This window comes from Pseudomonas sp. TE3552, from assembly GCF_056278945.1.
Map to the genome: position 1 here is coordinate 4852210 of NZ_JBWBQJ010000001.1, position 25896 is coordinate 4878105.

17 protein-coding genes and 1 pseudogene are annotated in these 25896 nt (G+C 60.5%); 6 read left to right on the top strand and 12 right to left on the bottom strand.

Annotation, left to right across the window (positions count from 1 at the left end; genetic code table 11):
• Positions 1 to 4 precede the first annotated feature (4 nt).
• The 9 genes and pseudogenes from gltB to ACZ9BB_RS21935 form a co-directional block, all read right to left on the bottom strand.
• Complete coding sequence (gene gltB / locus ACZ9BB_RS21895; RefSeq protein ID WP_476216150.1) at positions 5 to 4450, bottom strand: glutamate synthase large subunit; 4446 nt, start codon at positions 4448 to 4450, stop codon at positions 5 to 7.
• Positions 4451 to 4957: 507 nt separating this feature from the next.
• Positions 4958 to 6565, bottom strand: a complete 1608-nt coding sequence (locus tag ACZ9BB_RS21900) for an AAA family ATPase (RefSeq protein ID WP_476216152.1) — start codon at positions 6563 to 6565, stop codon at positions 4958 to 4960.
• A gap of 10 nt (positions 6566 to 6575) precedes the next feature.
• Entirely contained in the window at positions 6576 to 7676 is a 1101-nt protein-coding gene (gene aroB / locus ACZ9BB_RS21905; RefSeq protein ID WP_258697929.1) for a 3-dehydroquinate synthase, read from the bottom strand.
• A 150-nt stretch (positions 7677 to 7826) separates the two neighbouring features.
• Positions 7827 to 8346 (bottom strand): annotated as a pseudogene (gene aroK, locus ACZ9BB_RS21910) (shikimate kinase AroK).
• 4 nt (positions 8347 to 8350) lie between these two features.
• Entirely contained in the window at positions 8351 to 10426 is a 2076-nt protein-coding gene (locus ACZ9BB_RS21915) for a type IV pilus secretin PilQ (RefSeq protein ID WP_476216155.1), read from the bottom strand.
• 13 nt (positions 10427 to 10439) lie between these two features.
• Positions 10440 to 10967 (bottom strand): pilus assembly protein PilP, encoded by a 528-nt coding sequence (locus ACZ9BB_RS21920; protein WP_476216157.1) that lies wholly within the window; start codon positions 10965 to 10967, stop codon positions 10440 to 10442.
• Positions 10964 to 11587 (bottom strand): type 4a pilus biogenesis protein PilO, encoded by a 624-nt coding sequence (gene pilO, locus ACZ9BB_RS21925; protein ID WP_476216159.1) that lies wholly within the window; start codon positions 11585 to 11587, stop codon positions 10964 to 10966. Before pilO ends, ACZ9BB_RS21920 begins: the two co-directional genes overlap by 4 nt.
• Positions 11584 to 12150, bottom strand: coding sequence for a PilN domain-containing protein (locus tag ACZ9BB_RS21930; protein WP_476216161.1), 567 nt, complete (start codon positions 12148 to 12150; stop codon positions 11584 to 11586). The genes pilO and ACZ9BB_RS21930 overlap by 4 nt, the downstream gene beginning before the upstream one ends.
• Positions 12150 to 13214, bottom strand: coding sequence for a pilus assembly protein PilM (locus ACZ9BB_RS21935; RefSeq protein WP_476216163.1), 1065 nt, complete (start codon positions 13212 to 13214; stop codon positions 12150 to 12152). Before ACZ9BB_RS21935 ends, ACZ9BB_RS21930 begins: the two co-directional genes overlap by 1 nt.
• A gap of 217 nt (positions 13215 to 13431) precedes the next feature.
• On the opposite strand from ACZ9BB_RS21935, the gene ACZ9BB_RS21940 reads away from it, so the two are divergent.
• Positions 13432 to 15870, top strand: a complete 2439-nt coding sequence (locus ACZ9BB_RS21940; RefSeq protein WP_476218381.1) for a penicillin-binding protein 1A — start codon at positions 13432 to 13434, stop codon at positions 15868 to 15870.
• 259 nt (positions 15871 to 16129) lie between these two features.
• Here the strand turns inward: ACZ9BB_RS21940 and ACZ9BB_RS21945 are convergent, their stop codons facing one another.
• From ACZ9BB_RS21945 to rpmE, 3 genes are all read right to left on the bottom strand, one after another.
• Positions 16130 to 17398 (bottom strand): malic enzyme-like NAD(P)-binding protein, encoded by a 1269-nt coding sequence (locus tag ACZ9BB_RS21945; protein WP_007899225.1) that lies wholly within the window; start codon positions 17396 to 17398, stop codon positions 16130 to 16132.
• A 183-nt stretch (positions 17399 to 17581) separates the two neighbouring features.
• Positions 17582 to 18370, bottom strand: a complete 789-nt coding sequence (locus ACZ9BB_RS21950; protein WP_476216165.1) for a thermonuclease family protein — start codon at positions 18368 to 18370, stop codon at positions 17582 to 17584.
• A gap of 35 nt (positions 18371 to 18405) precedes the next feature.
• Positions 18406 to 18624 (bottom strand): 50S ribosomal protein L31, encoded by a 219-nt coding sequence (rpmE, locus tag ACZ9BB_RS21955; RefSeq protein ID WP_105340587.1) that lies wholly within the window; start codon positions 18622 to 18624, stop codon positions 18406 to 18408.
• Between the two features lie 170 nt (positions 18625 to 18794).
• On the opposite strand from rpmE, the gene ACZ9BB_RS21960 reads away from it, so the two are divergent.
• The 5 genes from ACZ9BB_RS21960 (at position 18795) to hslU (ending at position 25859) form a co-directional block, all read left to right on the top strand.
• On the top strand, positions 18795 to 21014 hold the full coding sequence (locus ACZ9BB_RS21960) for a primosomal protein N' (RefSeq protein ID WP_007936815.1): 2220 nt from the start codon (positions 18795 to 18797) through the stop codon (positions 21012 to 21014).
• Positions 21015 to 21197: 183 nt separating this feature from the next.
• A complete protein-coding gene (gene argS / locus ACZ9BB_RS21965; RefSeq protein ID WP_476216167.1) occupies positions 21198 to 22934 on the top strand; it encodes an arginine--tRNA ligase in 1737 nt (578 codons plus the stop codon).
• Between the two features lies 1 nt (position 22935).
• Positions 22936 to 23643, top strand: coding sequence for an SPOR domain-containing protein (locus ACZ9BB_RS21970; protein ID WP_123358790.1), 708 nt, complete (start codon positions 22936 to 22938; stop codon positions 23641 to 23643).
• Positions 23644 to 23932: 289 nt separating this feature from the next.
• Entirely contained in the window at positions 23933 to 24463 is a 531-nt protein-coding gene (hslV, locus tag ACZ9BB_RS21975) for an ATP-dependent protease subunit HslV (RefSeq protein WP_007899242.1), read from the top strand.
• 55 nt (positions 24464 to 24518) lie between these two features.
• On the top strand, positions 24519 to 25859 hold the full coding sequence (gene hslU / locus ACZ9BB_RS21980; RefSeq protein WP_476216173.1) for an ATP-dependent protease ATPase subunit HslU: 1341 nt from the start codon (positions 24519 to 24521) through the stop codon (positions 25857 to 25859).
• The last annotated feature ends 37 nt before the right edge of the window (positions 25860 to 25896 follow it).

Below are 25896 nucleotides of genomic sequence, written 5' to 3' on the forward strand. Positions count from 1 at the left end.
CATATCACTGCGGGTTGGCACGGGTGCTGGAAAGCAACGATTTCAGGTTGGCAGCCTTGGGCTTGACCAGCCAGAAACGACGCAGATAGTCATCGAGGTTTTCAGCGAGGTTACGACCCCACTCGCTGTCGGTTTCCTCGACGTATTCGTTCAGCACGCGTTGCAGGTGGCTGCGATAGGCTTCCATCGCCTCACCGCTGATCCGCTGGATTTCCACCAGTTCGTGGTTGACCCGGTCAACGAAAGTGTTGTCCTGGTCGAGCACGTAGGCGAAACCGCCGGTCATGCCTGAGCCGAAGTTGTAACCGGTCTTGCCCAGAACGCAGACAAAACCACCGGTCATGTACTCGCAGCAGTGATCGCCTGTGCCTTCCACCACGGTGTGAGCACCGGAGTTACGCACCGCAAAACGCTCGCCCGCGGTGCCGGCGGCGAACAGCTTGCCGCCGGTGGCACCATACAGGCAGGTGTTGCCGATAATGGCGCTGTCCTGAGTCTTGTAGATACTGCCCTTCGGCGGAACGATGACCAGTTTGCCGCCGGTCATGCCTTTGCCGACGTAGTCGTTGGCGTCGCCTTCCAGGTACATGTTCAGGCCACCGGCGTTCCAAACGCCGAAGCTCTGACCGGCAGTACCTTTGAAGCGGAAGGTGATCGGCGCATTGGCCATGCCCTGGTTGCCGTGCTTGCGAGCGATTTCACCGGAGATCCGCGCACCGATGGAACGGTCGCAGTTGCAGATATCCAGGGCGAAATCCGCGCCGCTCAGGTCGTTGATCGCCGAGGTGGCCAAATCGACCATCTTCTCGGCCAGCAGGCCTTTGTCGAACGGCGGGTTGCGGTCGACCTGGCAGAACTGAGGCTTGTCGACCGGGATGTGATCGCTGCCGAGCAACGGGGTCAGGTCCAGGTGATTTTGCTTGGCGGTCTGGCCTTCAAGCACTTCCAGCAGATCGGTGCGACCGATCAGCTCTTCGAGGGAGCGCACGCCCAGTTTGGCCAGCCACTCACGGGTTTCTTCGGCGACGTAGGTGAAGAAATTCACCACCATGTCGACGGTACCGATGTAGTGATCCTTGCGCAGCTTCTCGTTCTGGGTCGCTACGCCGGTGGCGCAGTTGTTCAGGTGGCAGATACGCAGGTATTTGCAGCCCAGGGCGATCATTGGCGCGGTGCCGAAGCCGAAGCTTTCAGCGCCGAGAATCGCGGCCTTGATCACGTCGAGGCCGGTTTTCAGGCCGCCGTCGGTCTGCACCCGGACTTTGCCGCGCAGGTCGTTGCCACGCAGGGTCTGGTGGGTTTCGGCCAGGCCGAGTTCCCACGGTGCGCCCGCGTATTTGATCGAGGTCAGCGGCGATGCACCGGTGCCGCCGTCGTAGCCGGAGATGGTGATCAAGTCCGCATAAGCCTTGGCCACACCGGCAGCGATAGTGCCGACGCCCGCTTCTGCCACCAGCTTCACCGAGACCAAAGCCTTCGGGTTGACTTGTTTCAGGTCGAAAATCAGCTGCGACAAGTCTTCGATCGAATAGATGTCGTGGTGCGGCGGAGGCGAAATCAGGGTCACGCCGGGCACTGCGTAACGCAGCTTGGCGATCAGACCGTTGACCTTGCCACCTGGCAACTGACCGCCTTCGCCGGGCTTGGCGCCCTGAGCGACTTTGATCTGCAGCACTTCAGCGTTGACCAGGTATTCCGGGGTCACACCAAAACGGCCAGTGGCGACCTGCTTGATTTTCGAGCTCTTGATGGTGCCATAGCGCGCCGGGTCTTCGCCGCCTTCGCCGGAGTTGGAACGCGCACCGAGGCGGTTCATGGCTTCGGCCAGGGCTTCGTGGGCTTCCGGCGACAGGGCGCCAAGGGAGATGCCCGCGGAATCGAAGCGCTTGAGCACCGATTCCAACGGTTCGATCTCGCTGATGTCCAGCGGCGTGTCCAGGGTCTTGACCTTGAACAGGTCGCGGATCATCGACACCGGGCGGTTATCCACCAGTGACGTGTATTCCTTGAATTTGGCGTAGTCGCCCTGCTGCACAGCGGCTTGCAGGGTGTTGACCACGTCCGGGTTGTAGGCGTGATATTCGCCACCGTGGACGAACTTCAACAGACCGCCCTGCTGGATCGGCTTGCGCGGGCTCCAGGCTTCGGCCGCCAAGGCTTTCTGCTCAGCTTCGATGTCGACGAAGCGCGCACCCTTGATGCGGCTTGGCACACCACGGAAGCTCAGTTCGCAGACTTCTTCGGACAGGCCGATGGCTTCGAACAACTGCGCACCGCGATACGACGTGATGGTCGAAATGCCCATCTTCGACAGGATCTTGAGCAGGCCCTTGGTGATCCCTTTGCGGTAGTTCTTGAACACCTCATAGAGGTCGCCCAGCACTTCACCAGTGCGGATCAGGTCGCCCAGCACTTCGTAGGCCAGGAACGGATAGACCGCCGAGGCACCGAAACCGATCAGCACTGCAAAGTGATGCGGATCACGAGCAGTCGCGGTCTCTACCAGGATGTTGGAGTCGCAACGCAGGCCTTTTTCGGTCAGGCGATGGTGCACCGCGCCGGTCGCCAGCGAAGCGTGGATCGGCAACTTGCCCGGAGCGATGTGACGGTCACTCAGCACGATCTGGGTGCGACCGGCGCGAACGGCTTCTTCAGCCTGATCGGCGACATTGCGCACTGCGGCTTCGAGGCCGACGCTCTCGTCGTAGTTGAGGTCGATAATCTGGCGTTCGAAGCCCGGACGATCGAGGTTCATCAGCGAGCGCCACTTGGCCGGGGAAACGACCGGCGAGCTGAGGATCACGCGCGAGGCGTGTTCCGGCGACTCCTGGAAGATGTTGCGCTCGGCGCCGAGGCAGACTTCCAGCGACATGACGATGGCTTCACGCAACGGGTCGATCGGCGGGTTGGTGACCTGCGCGAATTGCTGACGGAAATAGTCGTACGGCGTACGCACGCGCTGGGACAGCACGGCCATCGGCGTATCGTCGCCCATCGAACCGACAGCTTCGTAGCCTTGCTCGCCGAGCGGACGCAGCACCTGGTCGCGCTCTTCGAACGTGACCTGGTACATCTTCATGTACTGCTTGAGCTGGTCAACGTCGTAGAACGCCGAACCGTGGTCGTTGTCTTCCATGGTCGCCTGAATGCGCAGGGCATTCTTGCGCAGCCATTGCTTGTACGGATGACGGGACTTCAAGCGGTTGTCGATGGCGTCGGTGTCGAGGATCTGGCCGGTTTCGGTGTCCACGGCAAAGATCTGGCCCGGGCCAACGCGGCCCTTGGCGATCACGTCTTCAGGCTGGTAGTTCCAGACACCGATTTCGGACGCCAGGGTGATGAAGCCGTTCTTGGTAGTGACCCAACGCGCCGGACGCAGACCGTTACGGTCGAGCAGGCACACCGCGTAACGACCGTCGGTCATCACCACGCCCGCCGGGCCGTCCCACGGTTCCATGTGCATCGAATTGTATTCGTAGAACGCACGCAGGTCCGGGTCCATGGTTTCGACGTTCTGCCACGCAGGCGGAATGATCATCCGCACGCCACGGAACAGGTCGATGCCACCGGTGACCATCAGCTCGAGCATGTTGTCCATGCTGGAGGAGTCGGAACCGACGCGGTTGACCAGCGGGCCGAGTTCTTCCAGATCCATCAGATCGTTGGTGAACTTGGTGCGACGGGCCTGGGCCCAGTTGCGGTTGCCGGTAATGGTGTTGATCTCGCCGTTGTGGGCGAGGAAGCGGAATGGCTGAGCCAGCGGCCATTTCGGCAGGGTGTTGGTGGAGAAGCGCTGGTGGAACACGCAAATTGCGGTTTGCAGGCGCTGGTCGCTCAGGTCTGGATAGAAGGCGGTCAGGTCCGCCGGCATCATCAGGCCTTTATAAATGATGGTCTTGTGGGAAAAGCTGCAGATGTAGTGATCGACGTCGGCGGCATTGGCCACGGACGAACGACGACGGGCGCTGAACAGCTTGATCGCCATGTCCTGATCGCTCAGGCCGTCACCACCGATGAACACTTGTTCGATCTGCGGCAGGCGCTCGAGGGCCAGGCGGCCGAGGACGCTGGTGTCGATCGGCACTTTGCGCCAGCCGACCAGGGTCAGACCTTCGGCCAGTATCTCGCGGTTCATGTGCTCGCGAGCGGCTTGGGCTTTGACCGGATCCTGGTTGAAGAAGACCATGCCCACGGCATATTGCTTGGGCAGTTCGACACCGAAGGTTTCCTGGGCAATGGCACGCAGGAACACATCCGGCTTTTGAATCAGCAGACCGCAACCGTCACCGGTCTTGCCGTCGGCGTTGATCCCACCGCGGTGGGTCATGCAGGTCAGGGCCTCAATGGCCGTTTGCAAAAGGGTATGACTGGGCTCGCCCTGCATATGGGCTATCAGGCCGAAACCGCAGTTATCCTTGAATTCATCTGGTTGGTACAGACCTGCTTTCATAGACACTTTCTCACCAGGCTGCCTCTTATCGAGGCAAATTTCTTTTCAATTCAACCAGTTACCATCCACGCCGGACGTACGCCAGCTTTGCGGGGGCAAAAGGGAGGTCATTGTACACACCGACACAGAGGCCCACAAATTTGACGACGAAATGTCGCAAATCCATGTCGCATTTGTGAAAGGTTTAAAGCGATATGCTGTGCTAGTCAAAACTTTTTTAATTTTGACCGCAGCGACTCAAAGACTACTGTGACGCAGACACCACAAGGCACGCGGTCCAGGGTCTGTTGGTGCTTGCTGACGAACCGCGTTGTGATGCCAACGTGCGTGGGGCAAGGCGCGGGATGCTGCCAATGGCTCTTCCCTTGGCAAATCCCGCAACGCAGCCTCGCGCATGTTGGCGCGCAACGCGGTCGTCAGCAAGCGCCAACAGACCCTAAAGACGGCATGCGCTTGCAGAAATTTTGAGGTGCTTGGAGAGGCGGCCTGGGTAAGGCCGCCGAATCTTCAGCGAGTTGTTGCCAGTTCCTGTTGGACGCTGGCGACAGTGCGAGGCCAAGGTTTACCAGCCTGAACCTTCGCTGGCAAGGCCTTGATGGCGGTAACGGCTGCATCGCGGTTGGCGAAGCTACCGTAGGTGATGACGTAAAACGGCTTGCCGTTGAGTACTTTCTTGAAATAACGGTACTCGCCGCCCTGCTCCTTGACGAAGCTTTGTGCGGTCGCTTCGGAGCTGGTGCCGAGGATTTGCACCACGTAGTTGCCCGGCGCCTGGCCTGCGTACCAGCTGCCACCAGCGGCTTTGGCCACGGTAGCTGGCTTCTCGGCGGGTTTGGCCACTACCGCAGGCTTGGCCGGCGCTGGAGCCGGTTTGGCAACAGGCGCAGGGGCTGGCTTGGCAACCGGCGCTACTGGCTTGGCAGTCGCGACCTGAGTCGGCGCAGGCGTCGGCTTGGCGGCCGGTGTTGGCGCAGGTCCCGCCGGAACGCCTGCAGGCGGCGCGGTGGTGGTCACGGTTGGTGGTGTGGCACTGGAACCCTCGACTGGCACCCCGTCGTCGCCTTCGGTAATGCCACCGGCCGCTTCGGCCAGCGGACCGCGCATCACCGGCTGCGAATTACCGACCAACGGCAATGGCATCGGTTGTGAGTTACCGGCGAACTCTACGGCAGGAGCGCCGTTGCCGTCAGTTTTTGGCGTGCCCTGCCCCAGCGGCAGTTGCGCCTGTTCGTTGGCAGGCGCGCCGGTGGTCGGTGCTTTGCTGCGACCCGGCATCAACCAGGCGGCAGCTACCGCGACCACCACGACGGCGGAAATCGCCAATACGTGTTTCTTCGGCATGTTGAACCCCATACTTGGACGCTTGACCGCTGAGCGGCTGGCAATCATGGCTTCGATCATTGCATCGCGGGCGACCTGGTTGATGTTGCCAGGCCAACCGTCGGAGCTTTCGTGAATATCAGAGATCTGATCCGCGGTGAAAAGTTCGATTCCCCGGCCAGCACCTTCGAGACGCTGATCCAGATACTCGCGGGTTTCTTCTTCGGTGTAGGGCTGCAATTCGATGACGTGGAAACGCTCTTCCTCAAGGCTCAGCGCTTCAAGCTGGGCAATCAGCGAAGACTCGCCGAACAGGAACACGTGCGGACGACCTTCCGGCGCGCCGGCAGCCAGGGCCAGCAAGGCTTCCAGCGCGGACTCGTCGAGTTGCTCGGCGTCATCCACCAGCAAATAGACTTCCTGCCCCGTAAGGGCAAGCTGGACCACCTGGGCCAGGATCGCGCCGATTTCAGCCTGCTCGACGTTCAGCGCCTGAGCCACCTGATACAGCACACCGGCTGCATCGCCGGCGCCACGGGCGGAAACCACCACACTCTGCACTGACTGTTTGTTGGTGCTGGCCACCAGCGCCTGACGCAACAGGGTTTTGCCGCTACCTTGAGGGCCAGTGACCACCAGCAACAACTGACTGTAACGGGCCAGATGATGCAGTTGCCCCAGCACCGGTTTGCGCTGGGCCGGGAAGAATTTGAAGCCAGGCACCCGTGGAGCGAAAGGGTCATGACTCAACTGGTAATGGCCGAGGAAAGCCTCGTCGGCATGCAAACTAGTCATCGGGATCTTATTAACCTTTAAGCTGAGCCAGGGCGCGGTAATCCGCTCCCAGCGTGGCCTGTAGAACCTCTTTCGGATAATCGTCGGTCACCACTGCTTCGCCCATGTGGCGCAGCAACACCAGGCGCAAACGACCGTCGATCACTTTCTTGTCAATTGCCATGTGTTCGAGAAAATCGGCTTCGGTCATCTCTTGCGGCGGGATGACCGGCAGGCCGGCACGCTGGAACAGGCGAATACCGCGATCACGTTCCTGCTCGCTGATCCAGCCCAGGCGCGCGGACATCTCCAGAGCCATTACGGTGCCAGCAGCCACCGCCTCGCCATGCAACCAGACACCATAGCCCATGTGAGTCTCGATCGCATGACCGAAGGTATGGCCAAGGTTGAGCGTGGCACGCACGCCGGTCTCTTTCTCGTCGGCTCCGACCACCGCAGCCTTGGCCGCGCAGGAGCGTTCGATAGCGTAAGTCAGGGCGGCCTGGTCCAGGGCGCGCAAGCGATCGACGTTTTCTTCGAGCCAGGTCAGGAACGGTTCGTCGCAGATCAGCCCATACTTGATGACTTCTGCCAGCCCCGCGGACAGTTCGCGAGCTGGCAGTGTGTTGAGAGTAGCGGTATCGATCAGCACCACATTGGGCTGATAGAAGGCGCCGACCATGTTCTTGCCCAGTGGATGATTGATCCCGGTCTTGCCGCCCACCGAGGAGTCGACTTGCGACAGCAACGTGGTCGGCACCTGGATGAAATCGACGCCACGCTGGTAGCAGGCGGCGGCAAAACCAGCCATGTCACCGATCACACCGCCACCGAGGGCGATCACTGTAGTGCGGCGGTCGTGCCGTGCGGTCAGCAGGCCGTCGAAAATCAGTTGCAGGGTTTCCCAGGTCTTGAAGGCTTCGCCGTCGGGCAGCACCACGGAAATCACCGAGAACTGCGCGAGACTACGGGTCAGACGCTCGAGGTAGAGCGGCGCAACGGTCTCGTTGGAGATGATCGCCACCTGCCGCCCACGGATATGCGGGGCCAGCAGCTCAGGCTGATCCAACAAACCTTCGCCAATATGAATCGGGTAGCTGCGCTCGCCTAGATCGACCTTGAGTGTCTGCATGTGTCCCCACAGTGAAGATGGAATCAGGCATCCTGCCTTGAGTTTACGAATTCCATGGCGTCTGCTGGTGTGACGCCGTTCAGTAGCCATCTGCCACAACCTTGAGCGGCTGCGACAGGACGCCGAGGATAGCGCATTTCGCGCCGCGCATTAACGGGGCGGTAGTTGCTGCAAGCGTTCGAGAATGTCGAGCACTACCATCCGCGGTGGCCGCTCATCGGTTTCCACCACCAGGTCGGCGATCTCCCGATACAGCGGATCACGGATCGCCAGCAAGTCCCGCAGGGTCTTGGCCGGATCGGCAGTGCGCAACAATGGCCGATTGCGGTCGCGAGCCGTTCGACCGACCTGCTGCTCGACAGATGCATGCAGATAGACCACCCGACCACCAGCGTGCAGCGCCCGACGATTAGCTTCGCGCATCACCGCTCCGCCACCGGTGGCCAGCACCACGCCATCGAACGCGCACAGTTCGGCAATCATCGCCTCCTCGCGGTCACGAAAGCCCGGTTCGCCTTCTTTATCGAAAATCCACGGGATATTAGCGCCCGTGCGCAATTCAATTTCCTTATCGGAATCTTTGAATGGCAGGCGCAGCTCTTTGGCCAGCAACCGGCCGATGGTGCTTTTTTCCAGCCCCCATCGGTCCAACAAGAATCAAATTTCGCACAGAATCAATGACTCACAGCAATCGCCTGATTGTTCATGATACGCGGAGTGAGAAATACCAGCAGCTCGGATTTTTTCTCCGAAACCACGTCACGCCGGAAAAGGCGGCCAAGATACGGCACATCACCGAGAAATGGCACCTTATCTACAACCTTGCTCTGAGTATTTGAGAAAACCCCACCAATGACGATGGTCTCGCCGTCGTTGACCAGGACCTTGGCATTGACTTCGTTTTTCTTGATCGGCGGTACATCCTGCACTTTGTTCAGGTAGTCCGGTTCGTCCTTGGTGACCTTGACCTCCATGATGATGCGGTTGTCCGGAGTGATCTGCGGCGTCACTTCCAGGGACAGCGAAGCTTCCTTGAACGACACCGAGGTGGCACCGCTGGAGCTGGCCTCCTGATAGGGAATCTCGGTGCCCTTGAGGATCTTCGCGGTTTCCTTGTCGGACGTGACCACCTTGGGCTGCGAGACGATTTCCCCGTTGCCGGTTTTCTCCATGGCCGACAGCTCAAGGTCCAGCAGCACATTGTCGGTAATGAAGGCGATGCCGATCCCCGACGTATTGCCAGAGGTCCCCAGGTCGACGAACGGCGAATTGGTGCTGGTGCTGCCCGGCGTACCGACGGTGGTCGAAGAACCGTTGACCCCGGATGTGTTCCAGTTGCCCTTCTGCACCGAACCACCCCAGCGCACGCCGAGGCTTTTGTCATAGTCGACGTTGGCTTCGACGATGCGTGCTTCGATCATCACCTGGCGCACCGGAATATCCAGTTGCGCAACGATGCGCCGCAGTTCGTCGAGGCGATCCTGGGTCTGGTAGGCAATGATGTTATTGGTCCGCTCATCGACAGTGATTGAGCCGCGCTCGTCTATTTTCGCCTCGGCGCTGGTCACCGACTGAAACAGTTTGGCGATATCGGCAGCCTTGGCGTAGTTGACCTGCAACAGCTCGCGACGCAGAGGTGCCAGTTCGGCGATCTGCTTCTGCGATTCCAGTTCCTGACGCTCCCGGGCAGCAATTTCATCGGCCGGAGCGACCAACAGCACGTTACCGATCTGGCGTTTATCCAGCCCTTTGGTTTTCAACACCAGGTCCAGCGCCTGATCCCATGGCACATTCTGCAGGCGCAAGGTGATGCCGCCCTGCACCGTGTCGCTGGCCACCAGATTGAGGTTGGTGAAGTCGGCGATCAGTTGCAGCACCGAGCGCACATCGATGTCCTGAAAATTCAGCGAGAGCTTTTCACCGCTGTAGGCGAAACGTTCGGCGTTGCGTTTGTGCAAGGCATCAACCGTCATCGGCCGGATGCTGATGGTCAGCCTGTTATCGGTCTGATAGGTCGAATAATCGAAGGCGCCGCTGGGCTCGATGCTGATCGTGGCACGGTCGCCCGTGGCGCTGGCGTTGACGAACTGCACCGGCGTAGCGAAGTCCTTGACGTCGAGGCGCACACGCAACCGTTCAGGCAGTTGAGTCTTGTTGAATCCGACGATGATCTTGCCCTCACGCTCCTGGATATCCGGGGCGATGGACGGATCCGACAGATCGATGACCACATTGCCTTCACCTTGGGTGCCACGCTGGAAATCCACGCCCCGAATGGCTTTGCCCACGGGGGCATTGACTCTGGCGGGCACAGGCTTGGCAGTGGCGGTGCGCGGTGCACTGGCGATCGGCTTGGGCGCCTTGCTATCGGCGCCCTGCCCGACGACCACGAACAGATTGTTGCCTTCGACACGAGCGTTATATGGGGTTAATTGAGTCAGGCTGATGATCAGCCGTGTGCGGTCCTTGGCCTCCACCACCGTGGCGCTGCGGGCATTGCCGCCGCCCAGGTCTCGATTCTTGTTCGCCAGCTGACTGCTAACCCCCGGCAGGTCCAGTGCAATCCGCGCTGGCTGCTCGGTTGTATAACCGTGGGGCTGGGGCGGCGGTGCATCGAACGACAACTTCAACTCGACACGGTCACCGGGCAGCGCAGCGACATCCAGCGCTTTGAGGTTGGCCGCCTGTACCATCGGCGACAGAAACGCTATCCATAGCGAGATACCGAAGGTTGAGAAAATCCTGTTCATTATTCGAGTTCCACTATGAGTGCTCTTTCAAAGGGATGGTCCGCGGCCGCTCCAGCCAGGCACCTTCGCCATCGGGAACGATTTCGACCACTTCGACTTGCGAACCGCTGATGGCGACGATCCGCCCATCGTTACGCCCCAGGTAATCGCCGACTTTCAGCCGATGCACACCGCCCGCCCCGCGCAGCAGCGCAAAGGAACCGTTCGCATTGGAGATCGTGCCGACCATTTCAAATTGTTCGATGTTGAAACCTTCGAGGTACTGCTTGACCCGATTGGGATCAGGCTTGACGTTACGCGACCCATGTTTCCCGCCGGCCAGATCGACCCGGACCTGCCGGGAGAACGGGCTGCGCAGGTTGGCAGCGTTGTAGGTGAACGTCGGGTAAGACTGGAATGTCGGCGTTGGTTCAATCTTTCCGGGTGCACGCAGGCGCACTTCATTCAGGTAGGCGTCCAGGTCGCTGAAACCGTTGTCGCCACCACAGCCGGCCAGGACGACCAGACACATAACCATCGACAGGCAACGAGTCGGGCTCACTTTTGCACCCCCTTGTCGTTGTAGCGGTAGGTCTTGGCCAGGATGCTCATGCGCAATTTCGGACCGCCGTCCGGGCTGGCCGGCGCCAGGTCGAAGTCATGCAGGGTGACGATCCGCGGCAGCCCGGCCACGCCGCTGACGAATGTCGCCAGGTCGTGGTAAGCGCCGGTGACGGTGATCTGGATAGGTAGCTCGATGTAGAACTGCTGGGTGACCTCCGGGAGCAGCTTGATCTCCTCGAACTCCAGGCCGCTGCCCAGGCCAGTACGGGTAATGTCCTCCAGCAGGCCGGGTACTTCGGTGTCGCTGGGCAATTGCCGCAAGAGCATGCCGAAGGAGTTCTCCATTTCCTTCATCTGTTGGGTATACAGCTCCAGATTTGCCGCCATGTGGGCTTTGGTCGCGAACTGCTCCTTGAGCGTCGACTCTTCCTCGCGCTTGAGTTCCAGGTGGTTTTGCAGGTCGCTGATCAAGAAGTTGTAGCCCAGGGCCAACACCAGAACCATGAGCAGGACACTCGCCAGAACCTTGATCGGCGCTGGCCAGGAGCCCATGTTGTTGGTGTCCAGATCGCTGATATCGATCTGGCGCAACCCTTCGAACCATTCAGACGGTTTCATTTAACGCCCCCCACAACCGCTGGCTGGGTCTGACGGACGGTCAACTGAAAAACATTGGCCTGATCCAGCTGACCGGCGGTGGTCGCTTTGACTTCCGTGAGATTGGGCGCATCGAACCAGTCGGACGCATCAAGATTGCGCATCAAATCCGAAACCCGATTGTTGGACTCCGCCGCACCAGCAATGGACAAGGTCTTGCCGACCATTTTCACTTCGGTGAAATACACCCCGTCCGGTAAGGTTCGCGCCAACTGATCGAAAATTCTCCCGCTGATCGGTCGGTTGCCCTGCAGGTCCTGGATGATGCGCATGCGTTCGACGAGTTGCTGGCGACGGGCCTTCAGGTCGCTGATCTGCTTGATCCGCTCATCAACCACGGCAATCTGCTTGCCGATGTAATCGTTACGGGCGACTTGCCGGTTAATGGCGCCGTCAATGACCTGATCCGCGATCAGCAGCACCCCCACTGAGCCCACCAAGACACTGACCAACGCCAGCAAAAAGCGTTTGCGACGCCCTTCGCGCAACTCTTCGCGCCAGGGTAAAAGATTGAGCCGCGCCATCAGTCGAAACTCCTGAGAGCCAGCCCGCAGGCGATCATCAGTGCCGGGGCATCGCTCGCCAGGGCACCGGCATTGACCTTGCTGCTCAGTGTCATGTCGGAGAATGGATTGGCGACCTGGGTCGGCGTACCCAGTCGCTGCTCGATCAACCGATCCAGCCCGGGGACCGAGGCGGTGCCGCCGGCCAGGAGGATGTGATCGACCGAGTTGTACTGCCCGGAGGCAAAGAAGAACTGCAACGAACGCGACACCTGCTGCACCAACGCCTCACGAAACGGCTGCAAGACTTCGTTGACGTAATCGTCCGGCAAACCGCCCTGCTTCTTCGCCAGCCCCGCCTGCTCGACCGTCAGGCCGTAACGACGCTGGATCTCTTCCGTCAGTTGACGACCGCCAAACAATTGCTCGCGGGTGTAGATGATCCGCCCGTTGCGCAGCACGCTCAGGGTGGTCATGGTGGCGCCGATATCAACCACCGCCACGCTCAGATGCTCCTGAGAGGCGGCCAGCTGGGTGGCCAGCAGGCCGAACGATCGCTCCAGGGCATAAGCTTCGACATCGACTACTCGCGCGGTCAACCCGGCCAAGGCCAAAGCCGCTTCACGAACCTCGACGTTTTCCTTGCGACAGGCCGCCAGCAGCACATTGACCCGTTCAGGGTTGCGCGCCGACACGCCCTGCACTTCGAAGTCGATCGCTACTTCGTCCAATGGATAAGGAATGTACTGATCGGCCTCGATCTTCAGCTGGTTTTCCATCTCGTCGTCGGAAAGACCGGCGTCCATCTCGATGGTCTTGGTGATCACCGCCGAACCGGCCACGGCCACGGCCACGTTCCTGAGGCTGGTTTTGGCCTTGGCCAGCACGCGCGCAAGCGCCTGCCCCACGCCTTCGAGCTCGGCGATATTTTTCTCGACCACGGCACTGGCAGGCAGCGGTTCGACCGCATAGGCCTCGACCCGGTAGCGGTCGCCTTGGCGACTGAGTTCCAGTAGCTTCACCGACGTGGAGCTGATGTCGATCCCCAGAAGCGTATTGGCTTTTTTATTGAAGAGTCCTAGCACTACCAATTCCCTATGACTATCCGTGAGTTACGGACTCTGTAATATCCATTGCGTTCAATACCCCCCGTCTTGACAGAAGCGCAAATGACGCTTCTGACGGAAAAATGCTTATAATGCCGAGCGTTTTTTCCGCTTTCGCTGCAAGCGCGGGTCATTCTCTGTATAGCCGAACCCTGATGCCTAATTCATTTTTTACCCTGGATATCCAAAAGCCTTGATCCGTCTGCTGAAATTTTTCGGTTGGTCCATCGTCGCCGTTTTTTGCGGACTGCTTCTGGGTCTGAGCGGCGCCTTTCTTTACCTTAGCCCCGGATTGCCGTCCGTGGAGGCGCTGAGAAGTATTCAGTTGCAGATTCCTTTGCGGGTGTACAGCAGCGACAACAAATTGATCGCAGAATTTGGAGAAATGCGCCGCACGCCAATCCGTTTCGCCGACATTCCCCCCAATTTCATTAATGCGTTACTAAGTGCTGAAGACGACAATTTCGCCAACCACTATGGCGTCGATCCCAGCAGCCTGATGCGTGCCGCCACCCAGTTGGTAAAGAGCGGACACATTCAGTCCGGTGGCAGCACCATCACTATGCAGGTGGCGAAGAATTTCTTCCTGACCAGCGAACGCAGCTTCTCGCGCAAGACCACCGAAATCCTCCTGGCCCTGCAGATCGAACGGCAGTTGACCAAGGACGAAATCCTCGAGCTGTACGTCAACAAGATCTATCTGGGCAACCGCGCCTACGGTATCGAGGCAGCGGCACAGGTCTATTACGGCAAATCGATTCGTGACGTCAGCCTGGCGCAGATGGCAATGATCGCCGGCCTGCCAAAAGCCCCGTCGCGCTTCAACCCGCTGGCCAACCCGGCCCGCAGCAAGGAGCGTCGCGACTGGATCCTGGGGCGCATGTACAAGCTCGGCAAGATCACCGAAGCCGATTACACCGCTGCGATCAATGAGCCGCTGAATGCCAGTTACCATGTGCCGACTCCGGAAGTGAACGCCCCGTACATCGCCGAAATGGCCCGTGCCGAAATGGTCGGCCGCTATGGCAGCGATGCGTACACCGAAGGTTTCCGCGTCACCACCACGGTGCCGAGCGATTTGCAGGAAATGGCCAACTCCGCGGTTCACGAAGGCTTGATGACCTACGATCAACGCCATGGCTATCGCGGCCCCGAGTCACGCCTGCCGGGTAAAACCCGAGAGGCCTGGACCCTGGAGCTGACCAAGCAACGGACCATCAGTAGCCTGGAACCGGCGATCGTGACCCAGGTCGATAAGAACGGCGTGCAGGTGCTGACCCGCACCGGCGAAGAACACGTTGCCTGGGACACCATGAAGTGGGCCCGTCCATTCCTGAACACCAACAGCATGGGCGCCAATCCGAAGCAACCGTCGGACGTGGCCCAGGTTGGTGATCTGATTCGCGTACAGCGCCAGCCGGACAATTCGCTCAAATTCAGCCAGATTCCGCAGGCCCAGGGCGCACTGGTTTCCCTCGACCCGCAGAATGGTGCCATTCGTTCGCTGGTCGGCGGTTTCGCCTTCGAGCAGAGCAACTACAACCGCGCCATGCAGGCCAAGCGTCAGCCGGGTTCGAGCTTCAAGCCGTTCGTCTATAGCGCCGCCCTGGACAACGGCTACACCGCCGCCAGCCTGGTAAACGACGCACCGATCGTGTTCGTCGACGAGTACCTGGATAAGGTCTGGCGCCCGAAGAACGACACCAACACCTTCCTCGGCCCGATCCGCATGCGTGAAGCGCTCTACAAGTCACGCAACCTGGTTTCGATCCGCCTGCTGCAAGCGCTGGGTGTCGACCGCACCATCGACTACATCAGCAAGTTCGGCTTCAACAAGCAGGACCTGCCGCGCAACCTGTCCCTGGCGCTGGGCACCGCGACCCTGACGCCAATGGAAATCGCCACCGGCTGGAGTACCTTCGCCAACGGCGGCTACAAGATCAGCCCGTACATCATCGACAAGATCGAAAGCCGCAACGGCGACACGCTGTTCGTCGCCAACCCGCCGAGCGTTCCAAAAGGCGGCATCGCCAGTGATGGCATCGCCGTGCCAACCGCCCAGGCCTTCACGGTCAACGCAACGCCGGGTGAAGCGCCAGGCAGCGCCGCTGTACCGCAAGCGCCGGCGGTGGCCGAGCGAATTATCGATGGTCGCACCACCTACATCCTCAACAGCATGCTTGAGGACGTGATCAAGCTCGGCACCGGTCGCCGCGCACTGGCCTTGGGCCGTAGCGACATCGCGGGCAAGACCGGCACCACCAACGAATCCAAGGACGCCTGGTTCTCGGGCTACAACGCCGATTACGTGACCACCGTCTGGACCGGTTTCGACCAGCCGGAAAGCCTGGGCAAACGCGAGTTCGGCGGCACCGTGGCGCTGCCGATCTGGATGAACTACATGGCGGCTGCGCTCAAGGACAAGCCGCCGCATACCCAGGCGGAGCCTGAAGGCATTCTCAGCCTGCGGGTCGATCCGGTCAGCGGTCGTGCAGCCACCCCAAGCACGCCAGGCGCCTACTTCGAACTGTTCAAGGCCGAAGACACGCCACCGTCGGTGAACGAGCTGGATAACGGCAATGTGCCGGGCAGCCCGCTACCAGCGGATGAAGCGGCACCGATCGATTTGTTCTGATCGGATATCGCAACGCAAAAGCCCCGCGCTTCTCTGGAAGGCGGGGCTTTTTAGTATTTGGGTTTCCTGTCAGGCAGCCTTCGCGGGCAAGCCTCGCTCCTACGGATTTTGTGCCGAATGCAAACCCACGACCAACCGCAATCCCGTAGGAGCGAGGCTTGCCCGCGAAGAGGCCCTTACAAACGATGCAAAACCCTCAGATACAAAAAAGCCCCGACTCAATAAGAGCCGGGGCTTTTAGTTGATGCGCTACAACAGCTTAGCCGTTGAACACGTCATCCACGCTTTTCAGCGGGTAGTTCTTCGGATACGGCAGGGTCGCCACACCGGTCTCGATCGCGGCCTTGGCCACGGCATCGGAGATCAGGGTGATCAGACGGGCATCCATTGGTTTCGGAATGATGTACTCACGACCGAATTCCAGCTTGATGCCACCGTAGGCGTCGCACACTTCCTGAGGCACTGGCAGCTTGGCCAGTTCACGCAGGGCGTTGGCAGCAGCCACTTTCATTTCTTCGTTGATGCGCTTGGCGCGAACGTCCAGGGCACCACGGAAGATGAACGGGAAGCCCAATACGTTGTTGACCTGGTTCGGGTAGTCCGAACGGCCGGTGGCCATGATCACGTCGTTACGGGTGGCGTGCGCCAGTTCCGGGGAGATTTCCGGATCCGGGTTCGAGCACGCGAACACGATCGGGTTGGCAGCCATGGACTTCAGGCCTTCAGCGCTCAGCAGGTTCGGGCCGGACAGGCCAACGAACACGTCAGCACCTTCCAGCGCGTCAGCCAGGGTGCGTTTCTCGGTCGCGTGAGCGAACACAGCCTTGTACTGGTTCAGGTCGTCACGGCCGGAGTGGATCACGCCGGTACGGTCAACCATGTAGATGTTTTCGATGTTGGCGCCCATGCTCACCAGCAATTTCATGCAGGAGATGGCGGCAGCACCGGCGCCCAGGCAGACGATCTTGGCGTCAGCCAGGGTTTTGCCAGCGATTTCCAGGGCGTTGATCATGCCGGCAGCGGTCACGATCGCGGTACCGTGCTGGTCATCGTGGAACACCGGGATGTCGCACTGTTCGATCAGCGCGCGTTCGATCTCAAAGCACTCAGGCGCCTTGATGTCTTCCAGGTTGATGCCACCGAAGGTGATGGAGATACGCTTGACGGTGTCGATGAAGGCTTGCGGGCTTTCGGAGTCGACTTCGATGTCGAATACGTCGATGCCGGCGAAGCGCTTGAACAGTACACCCTTACCTTCCATAACCGGCTTGGAAGCCAATGGGCCGAGGTTACCCAGGCCCAGAATCGCGGTGCCATCGGAAATGACTGCAACCAGGTTGCCCTTGCCGGTGTATTTGTAGGCCAGTTCAGGATCGCGGGCGATTTCGCGTACTGGTTCGGCTACGCCGGGGCTGTAGGCCAGCGACAGATCGCGGGCGGTAGCGGTGGCCTTGGTGAGCTCGACACTCAGCTTCCCTGGACGGGGATGGGCGTGATATTCGAGAGCGGCAGTTTTCAGATCAGACATAAGGGCATTCCGCTTTTTACTGTTGGACAGACGGACCGCCGAGGATACTCGCCTCGCAAAGTCCTCACAAGACTGACCAGTCACCCCTGTCAAGCGCCCGGCCCTACGACTTTGGGCCAAGAGCCACGGAACACAAGGGATAGACTGTTCACAATCAACAGAAAAAATGTCTACAATTTTTTCTTACGGTGCTGCCTGTAACATCGCCGGATCGGTCAGCGGCAGCAGCCAGCGCGCCTGCCCCGGTTTCAACCCGCCGCGACGCGAACGATCCACCACCCAGCCACGAGCCTCGATTTGCTTGCCCTTGAGCTTTTCAAGCGACGCCACATCGAATTGATCCAGCAGATTGGGTGCAACCCGCAATACAACCGAATCCTGCAACTCGATCCAAACTCCGCCGCGATTGCGCTGAACCTTGCTCACACGACCACTGAGCACGGCGAAGCCGGATTCGCTGATCTGCTCCGCTTTCAGTACAGGTGATTGGCGCCATAGCCCGAGGCCGGCCTGACGAGCACTGCGTTCCGCCGCTTGCTGGCAGCCGACCAAATCGACGTTCGGCGCTACCGCCACCTGAAAACCGAGGCCTTCGGCGAGCATCTGCGCCTCAAGGTTGGTGCCATCGATGCCGTAGACATGAGCCAGGGTGCGGCCGTAATGGTCCTTGCTTTCTTTGCCCGGCAGCAAACCGACCCGCCCGTCGCTGGCGGCCACCAATGCTTCCAGGCGTTTGCGCGCGGCTACGGCGAACGGTTCGTCGGAGCGACCCTGCTTGCCCAGCTCCGGCGTATTCAAACCAATCATGCGCACACTGCGGCCATCGCTCAGGCGCAAGGTATCGCCATCCACCACCCGTTGCACCGCGACCGGCGTCAGCCCGCCCGGCACCGGGCAGAAGGCCTGCGCAGCGGAAAGCCAAATCGCAGACACAAAAAAGGCGCCCGCGAGGGACGCCTTTTTCATCAGCATGGAAAAACCGTAACGGCTTCCCAAGTTGATCGGCCTTAGGCCTTTTTCGCGCCGAAAGCACCGAAACGGTCTGCGAAGCGCTGAACGCGGCCGCCAGTGTCCAGAGTCTTTTGCTTACCGGTGTAGAACGGGTGGCACTCGTTGCAAACGTCGATCGCCAGGGCTTTGCCGTAGGTCGAACGGGTTTCGAACTTGTTGCCGCAGCTGCAAGTTACGTCAACTGCTGGGTATTCTGGATGGATATCGGCTTTCATGGTGTCTTCCTCAGGCTAGCGTGCCGCCACCCAACACTATTGTTGAATACCGCACGTAATTAGGCCGCGGATTCTACCAGACCTTTGCAATCACGCAAGCTATGCCTCACTCCGACCGTCTGCTAGGCTCCCGGCCTTCTTCATCGCCCCCTCACCGAGAAAACAATCGCGTGCCCAACGCCATTCTGCGCCTCGCCCTGCCTTCGCCCCTGCGCCGCCTGTTCGATTACCGAGCGCCGGCCGGGGTTTTGCGCGCCCAGCTACACCCGGGCATGCGCTTGCGGGTGCCGTTCGGCCGGCGGGAGATGATCGGGATTCTGGTGGAGATCACCGACCACAGCGAAGTCCCGACGGAAAAGCTCAAACCGGCGCTGGCGCTGCTCGATGCCGTACCGCCGCTGCCGCCCGCGCTGTTCAAGCTGTGCCTGTGGACCTCCCAGTATTACCAGCACAGCCTTGGCGACACATTGAGCTGGGCGCTGCCTGTGTTGCTGCGTCAGGGTGAACTGGCCGAAGCCCGTCAGGAGCGTTTCTGGTCTGCCGCCCCCGGCGCCAGCCTCGACGACCCGCGCATCGCCCGCGCCCCGCGACAGCGCGAAGCCCTGGCGACCCTGGCCCAGCATCCCCACGGCGTCGCCCATCAGTTGCTGAGCAAACTGATGCTGAGCAAGGACAGCCTCGACCTGTTGCTGGCCAAGGATCTGGTGCAGGTAGACATCCGCCGGCACGCGCCCGGCGCTCGCCACGAACATTGGCTGGCGCAACCGGAATTGCCGCTCAACCCGGAGCAACGCGCCGCTTACGAAGCGATTCGTGCCGGGTTCGACAGTTATCACGCATTCCTGCTGGCCGGCGTCACCGGCAGCGGCAAGACCGAAGTCTATTTGCAGCTGATCCGCGAAACACTGGAGGCCGGCAAGCAAGCCCTGGTGCTGATCCCGGAGATCAACCTTGGCCCACAAACCCTGGCGCGTTTCGAGCAGCGCTTCAATGCGCGCATCGCGCTGATCCACTCCGCCGTCAACGACCGCGAGCGCCTGGACGCCTGGCTGGCAGCACGGGATGGCGAGGCCGACATTATTATCGGCACCCGTTCGGCGCTGTTCACGCCGATGAAAAACCCCGGCCTGATCATCATCGATGAAGAGCACGACGGCTCCTATAAACAGCAGGAAGGCCTGCGCTACCACGCCCGCGACCTGGCACTGGTTCGCGCCCGGCAGGAAAACATCCCGATTGTCCTCGGTTCCGCCACGCCGTCGCTGGAAAGCCTGCAGAACGCCTACACCGGCCGTTACGGTCTCTTACGCCTGAATGAGCGAGCCGGTGGCGCCAAGCAACCGCGTTTCCTGCGCCTGGACGTAAAAAGTCGCCCACTGGACAGCGGCATTTCCGGGCCGATGCAGCAAGCCATCGGTCAGACCCTCGCCGCCGGCCAGCAGGTGCTGGTGTTCCTCAACCGCCGAGGGTTCGCCCCGACGCTGCTATGCCATGACTGCGGCTGGATGTCCGAATGTCAGCGCTGCGACGCACGAATGACCGTGCACCAACGCTCGGGCGAACTGCGTTGCCACCATTGTGGCTACGTCGAACGCGTGCCTCGGCATTGCCCGAAGTGCGGCAAGGTCGATTTGCGGCCCGTGGGCGCCGGTACCGAGCGTGCCGAGGAACGCCTGGGAATTCTATTCCCGGACGTCCCGGTGCTGCGGGTCGACCGCGACAGCACTTCGCGCAAGGACGCGATGAATCAGTTGTTCGCGACCATCCAGAAAGGCCAGCCGTGCATTCTGGTCGGCACGCAAATGCTTGCCAAAGGGCACCACTTTCCACGGGTGACTCTGGTGTCGATTCTCGATGCCGACGGCGGACTGTTCTCCGGCGACTTCCGCGCCAGCGAACGCATGGCGCAGTTGATCGTCCAGGTCGCCGGGCGCGCGGGGCGGGCCGAAGAGCCGGGCAAAGTGATCATTCAGACGCATCTGGCAGACCATCCGCTGCTAGTACAACTGACCGAGCAGGGCTATTTCGCCTTTGCCGAACAGGCGTTGAGCGAGCGCCGCTCCGCCGGGTTGCCGCCATTTGCGCACCTGGCGCTGCTGCGCGCCGAAGCGCACAAACCGGGGCAGGCCGAAGGGTTCCTCGATGAGGCGTGCAGCGAGGCCGAGCGGCTTCTGGCCGAGCAACATCTGACCGGTATCGAATTGCTGGGGCCAGTCCCGGCGCCGATGGAGCGCCGGGCCGGGCGTTATCGCGCGCAGTTGTTGCTGCAAGCCACGGCCCGGGCGCCGTTGCATCGATTGCTGAGCAGTTGGCTGCTGGCTTTGGAGCAGATGCCGAGCGGGCGGGCGGTGCGTTGGTCTTTGGATGTGGACCCGGTCGATTTGTATTAAAAGATCAAGATCAAAAGACCGCAGCCTTCGGCAGCTCCTACCCTGCGATCTTTGCCGCTTTTGTCACCACATATCCATAACCTGCCCGCTATAGTTGGCAAGCCCGCCTTCGCAACGGATAATGCCCAGTTTTTCCACCAGCGCATCGAAGCGCCGCCGCGCCTGCGGTCGAAAGAGAAGACCATGAAAGACACCATTCGCCAGCTGATCCAACAAGCCATCACCCAACTCGTCAACGAAGGTGTGTTGCCTGAAGGCCTGTCGCCGGCGATCCAGGTGGAAAACTCCCGCGACAAGACTCACGGCGACTTCGCCAGCAACATCGCCATGATGCTGGCCAAACCGGCCGGTATGAAACCGCGTGACCTGGCGGAGAAAATCATTGCCGCGCTGCCGGCTGACGAGAACGTCACCAAGACCGAAATCGCCGGTCCTGGCTTCCTGAACTTCTTCCAGAACACGCAAGCCCTGGCGACCCGCCTGGACGCGGCGCTGGCCGACGACCACATCGGCGTACGCAAGACCGGCCCGGGGCAGCGCACGGTAGTTGACCTGTCGGCCCCGAACCTGGCCAAAGAGATGCACGTCGGCCACTTGCGTTCGACCATCATCGGCGACGGCGTGGCCCGGGTTCTGGAATTCCTCGGCGATACCGTGATCCGTCAGAACCACGTCGGCGACTGGGGCACCCAGTTCGGCATGCTGATGGCTTACCTGCAGGAAAACCCGATCACCAGCGATGAGCTGTCGGACCTGGAAAACTTCTACCGCGCCGCCAAGCAACGCTTCGACGAATCCGAAGAGTTCGCCGACCGTGCCCGTGGCCTGGTGGTCAAGCTGCAAGCCGGCGACCCGGATTGCCTGGCGCTGTGGACCAAGTTCAAGGACATCTCGCTGTCCCACTGCCAGAAAATCTACGAACTGCTGAACGTCAAACTGACCATGGCCGACGTGATGGGTGAAAGCGCCTATAACGACGACCTGATCAACGTGGTCAACGACCTCAAGGCCAAAGGCATGCTGGTCGAGAGCAATGGCGCGCAATGCGTGTTCCTCGATGAATTCAAGAACGCCGATGGCGACCCGCTGCCGGTGATCATCGTCAAGGCCGACGGCGGTTATCTCTACGCCACCACCGACCTGGCGGCCGTGCGCTACCGCAGCGGCAAGCTCAAGGCTGATCGCGCGCTGTACTTTGTCGACCAGCGTCAGGCCCTGCACTTCCAGCAAGTGTTCGCCGTCGCCCACAAGGCCAGCTTCGTGACCCATCCGATGGAGATGGAACACATGGGCTTCGGCACCATGAACGGCGCCGATGGCCGTCCGTTCAAGACCCGCGATGGCGGCACCGTGAAGCTGATCGACCTGCTGACCGAAGCCCAGGAGCGCGCCTACACGCTGGTGAAGGAGAAGAACCCGGAACTTGCCGAAGACGAGCTGCGCAACATCGCCAAGGTCGTGGGCATTGGCGCGGTGAAATACGCCGACCTGTCCAAGCACCGTACCAGCGACTACAGCTTCAACTTCGACCTGATGCTGAATTTCGAAGGCAATACCGCGCCGTACTTGTTGTACGCCTACACCCGGGTGGCCGGCGTGTTCCGCAAACTCGGCAAGGCCTTCAGCGAAGTCGAAGGGCAGATCGCCCTCGAAGCACCGCACGAACATGAACTGGCGGCGAAACTGGCGCAGTTCGGCGAAATACTGAACAACGTGTCCGACAAAGGCACGCCACACATCCTCTGCACCTACCTGTACGATGTTGCCGGCCTGTTCTCGAGCTTCTACGAGAACTGCCCGATTCTCAGCGCCGACACCCCGGCGCAAATGCAGAGTCGTCTGCGCCTCGCCGCGCTGACCGGTCGCACTCTCAAGCAAGGCCTGGAACTCTTGGGCCTGGAAACTCTGGAGCGTATGTAAGTTGGCTGCCAAGAAAAAACCTGCACCCAAGCGTGGCGCCAGCCGTTACCAAGCTCCTGCAAAGCAACCGATCCCGGGCTGGTTGTGGATGGCCATCGGCCTGACGGTCGGCGCGTTCATTGTGTTTCTGATGAAGCTGGAGCCGGGCAAAGGCAGCGACAGCGTCAAGCGCGAAAAGATCGAGCAACAGAAAGCCACCAAGATCGCCGAGGCCAACAAGACGCCGCCGAGCCCGACACAACCGGTGAAGCCGAAATACGACTTCTATACCTTGCTGCCGGAATCGGAAGTGATCGTGCCGCCGGACGCGGTGCCGGAGAAAACCCTGCCGACACCACAAGTGCCGGCCATTCCGACCACGCCGGTGACGCCTGCGGAAGCAGCGAAGATCGACACGGCCCGAGCTCAAGCGGCATTGGCCGGCATTACCCCGCCGCCCGCGCCACCGGTGGCAAAAGCGGCGCCGGTGACCAAGTTCTTCCTGCAGGCCGGTTCGTTCCGCAAGGAAGCCGATGCCGACAAGGTGCGTGCCCAGATCATCTTGCTGGGTCAGGCCGTGGCGGTTGAATCCGGCACCGTGAAAGACGAGACCTGGTACCGGGTGCTGGTCGGCCCGTTCAGCAACCGCGAACAACTGACCACCGCCCAGAAGCAACTGGCGGGCAGCGGTTTTAGCAACCTGTTGTTACAACAACGTCAGAGCCGCTGACCTAGCAGAAACAACCTGATTTTGTGGCGAGGGAGCTTGCTCCCGCTGGAGTGCGCAGCACTCCCTAACCCGGGCACCGCAGTCCATCAGACAGACTGCGGTAGCTGGGTTTACGACTGCTGCGCAGCCGAACGGGAGCAAGCTCCCTCGCCACAGGGATTCACTTGCATCCTCCTTTACCAATGACAAACCGCTCGTCCCCCGCCTCGTCCTACAGTTGAAAAACGCTCCACCACCCCCATATGAGTTGGCATAAGGCATTTTCGCCCCGCTGCGTGGAGACTCTCCCTTGACCACCATCGTTTCAGTTCGCCGCCACGGCAAAGTCGTCATGGGCGGCGACGGCCAGGTTTCGCTCGGCAATACCGTGATGAAAGGCAACGCGAAGAAAGTTCGCCGCCTCTACCACGGCCAGGTTATCGCCGGTTTTGCCGGGGCCACCGCTGACGCCTTCACCCTCTTCGAGCGTTTCGAAGGCCAGCTTGAGAAACATCAGGGCCATCTGGTTCGCGCCGCCGTCGAACTCGCCAAAGAATGGCGCACCGACCGCTCCCTGAGCCGCCTCGAAGCCATGCTCGCAGTCGCCAACAAAGATGCCTCCCTGATCATCACCGGCAACGGTGACGTGGTTGAGCCCGAAGAAGGCCTGATCGCCATGGGTTCCGGCGGCGGCTACGCCCAGGCTGCGGCCAGCGCGCTGCTGAAAAAAACCGACCTGTCGGCCCGGGAAATCGTCGAAACCGCCTTGGGCATCGCTGGCGACATCTGCGTGTTCACCAACCACACCTTCACCATCGAGGAGCAGGATCTCGCTGAGTAAGCCCGTGCAGGCCATTGCGCCACGGCTCACTTTTGCTTGAGGACCGCCAATTACTATGCCCATGACCCCCCGTGAAATCGTCCACGAACTCAATCGCCATATCATCGGCCAGGACGATGCCAAACGCGCCGTCGCCATCGCCTTGCGTAACCGCTGGCGCCGGATGCAGCTGCCCGAAGAGCTGCGCGTCGAAGTCACCCCCAAGAACATCCTGATGATCGGCCCCACCGGTGTCGGTAAAACCGAGATTGCCCGTCGCCTGGCCAAGCTCGCCAATGCGCCGTTCATCAAAGTCGAAGCGACCAAATTCACCGAAGTGGGATACGTTGGCCGCGACGTCGAATCGATCATTCGTGATCTGGCCGACGCCGCGATCAAACTGCTGCGCGAACAGGAAATGACCAAGGTTCGCCATCGCGCCGAAGATGCCGCCGAAGAACGCATCCTCGACGCCTTGCTGCCACCGGCACGCATGGGCTTCAGCAACGAGGACGCCGCACCGGCCCAGGACTCCAACACCCGTCAGCTGTTCCGCAAACGCCTGCGTGAAGGTCAGCTGGATGACAAGGAGATCGAAATCGAAGTGGCCGAAGTGTCCGGCGTCGATATCTCCGCGCCACCGGGCATGGAAGAAATGACCAACCAGTTGCAGAGCCTGTTCGCCAACATGGGCAAGGGCAAGCGCAAAAACCGCAAGCTCAAGGTCAAGGAAGCGCTGAAACTGGTTCGCGACGAAGAAGCCGGTCGCCTGGTCAACGAAGAAGAATTGAAGGCCAAGGCCCTGGAAGCCGTCGAGCAGCACGGCATCGTGTTCATCGACGAAATCGACAAGGTCGCCAAGCGCGGTAACTCCGGTGGCGTCGACGTGTCCCGTGAGGGCGTACAGCGCGACTTGCTGCCATTGATCGAAGGCTGCACCGTCAACACCAAACTGGGCATGGTCAAGACTGACCACATTCTGTTCATCGCCTCTGGTGCGTTCCACCTGAGCAAACCGAGCGATCTGGTGCCCGAGCTGCAAGGTCGCCTGCCGATTCGGGTCGAGCTCAAGGCTCTGAGCCCGGAAGATTTCGAGCGCATCCTCAGCGAACCGCATGCATCGCTCACCGAGCAGTATTGTGCACTGCTGAAAACCGAAGGCCTGCTCATCGAGTTCCAGCCGGACGGCATCAAGCGTATTGCCGAGATTGCCTGGCAGGTCAACGAGAAGACCGAGAACATCGGCGCCCGTCGCCTGCACACCTTGCTCGAGCGCCTGCTCGAAGAGGTGTCGTTCAGCGCCGGCGATCTGGCCAGCACCCACGAGGAGAAGCCCATCCTGATCGACGCCGATTACGTCAACAGCCACTTGGGCGAATTGGCGCAGAACGAAGACCTGTCCCGTTATATCCTGTAGGTCTCAATCTGTGTGAGCGGGCTTCTGTGGCGAGGGA

Excerpts from the sequence above, each read along its gene's own strand:
- gltB (WP_476216150.1), bottom strand. The coding sequence starts at position 4,450 with ATGAAAGCAGGTCTGTACCAACCAGATGAATTCAAGGATAACTGCGGT.
- ACZ9BB_RS21900 (WP_476216152.1), bottom strand. The coding sequence starts at position 6,565 with ATGACTAGTTTGCATGCCGACGAGGCTTTCCTCGGCCATTACCAGTTG.
- aroB (WP_258697929.1), bottom strand. The coding sequence starts at position 7,676 with ATGCAGACACTCAAGGTCGATCTAGGCGAGCGCAGCTACCCGATTCAT.
- ACZ9BB_RS21915 (WP_476216155.1), bottom strand. The coding sequence starts at position 10,426 with ATGAACAGGATTTTCTCAACCTTCGGTATCTCGCTATGGATAGCGTTT.
- pilO (WP_476216159.1), bottom strand. The coding sequence starts at position 11,587 with ATGAAACCGTCTGAATGGTTCGAAGGGTTGCGCCAGATCGATATCAGC.
- ACZ9BB_RS21930 (WP_476216161.1), bottom strand. The coding sequence starts at position 12,150 with ATGGCGCGGCTCAATCTTTTACCCTGGCGCGAAGAGTTGCGCGAAGGG.
- ACZ9BB_RS21945 (WP_007899225.1), bottom strand. The coding sequence starts at position 17,398 with ATGTCTGATCTGAAAACTGCCGCTCTCGAATATCACGCCCATCCCCGT.
- ACZ9BB_RS21950 (WP_476216165.1), bottom strand. The coding sequence starts at position 18,370 with ATGCTGATGAAAAAGGCGTCCCTCGCGGGCGCCTTTTTTGTGTCTGCG.
- rpmE (WP_105340587.1), bottom strand. The coding sequence starts at position 18,624 with ATGAAAGCCGATATCCATCCAGAATACCCAGCAGTTGACGTAACTTGC.
- argS (WP_476216167.1), top strand. The coding sequence starts at position 21,198 with ATGAAAGACACCATTCGCCAGCTGATCCAACAAGCCATCACCCAACTC.
- hslU (WP_476216173.1), top strand. The coding sequence starts at position 24,519 with ATGCCCATGACCCCCCGTGAAATCGTCCACGAACTCAATCGCCATATC.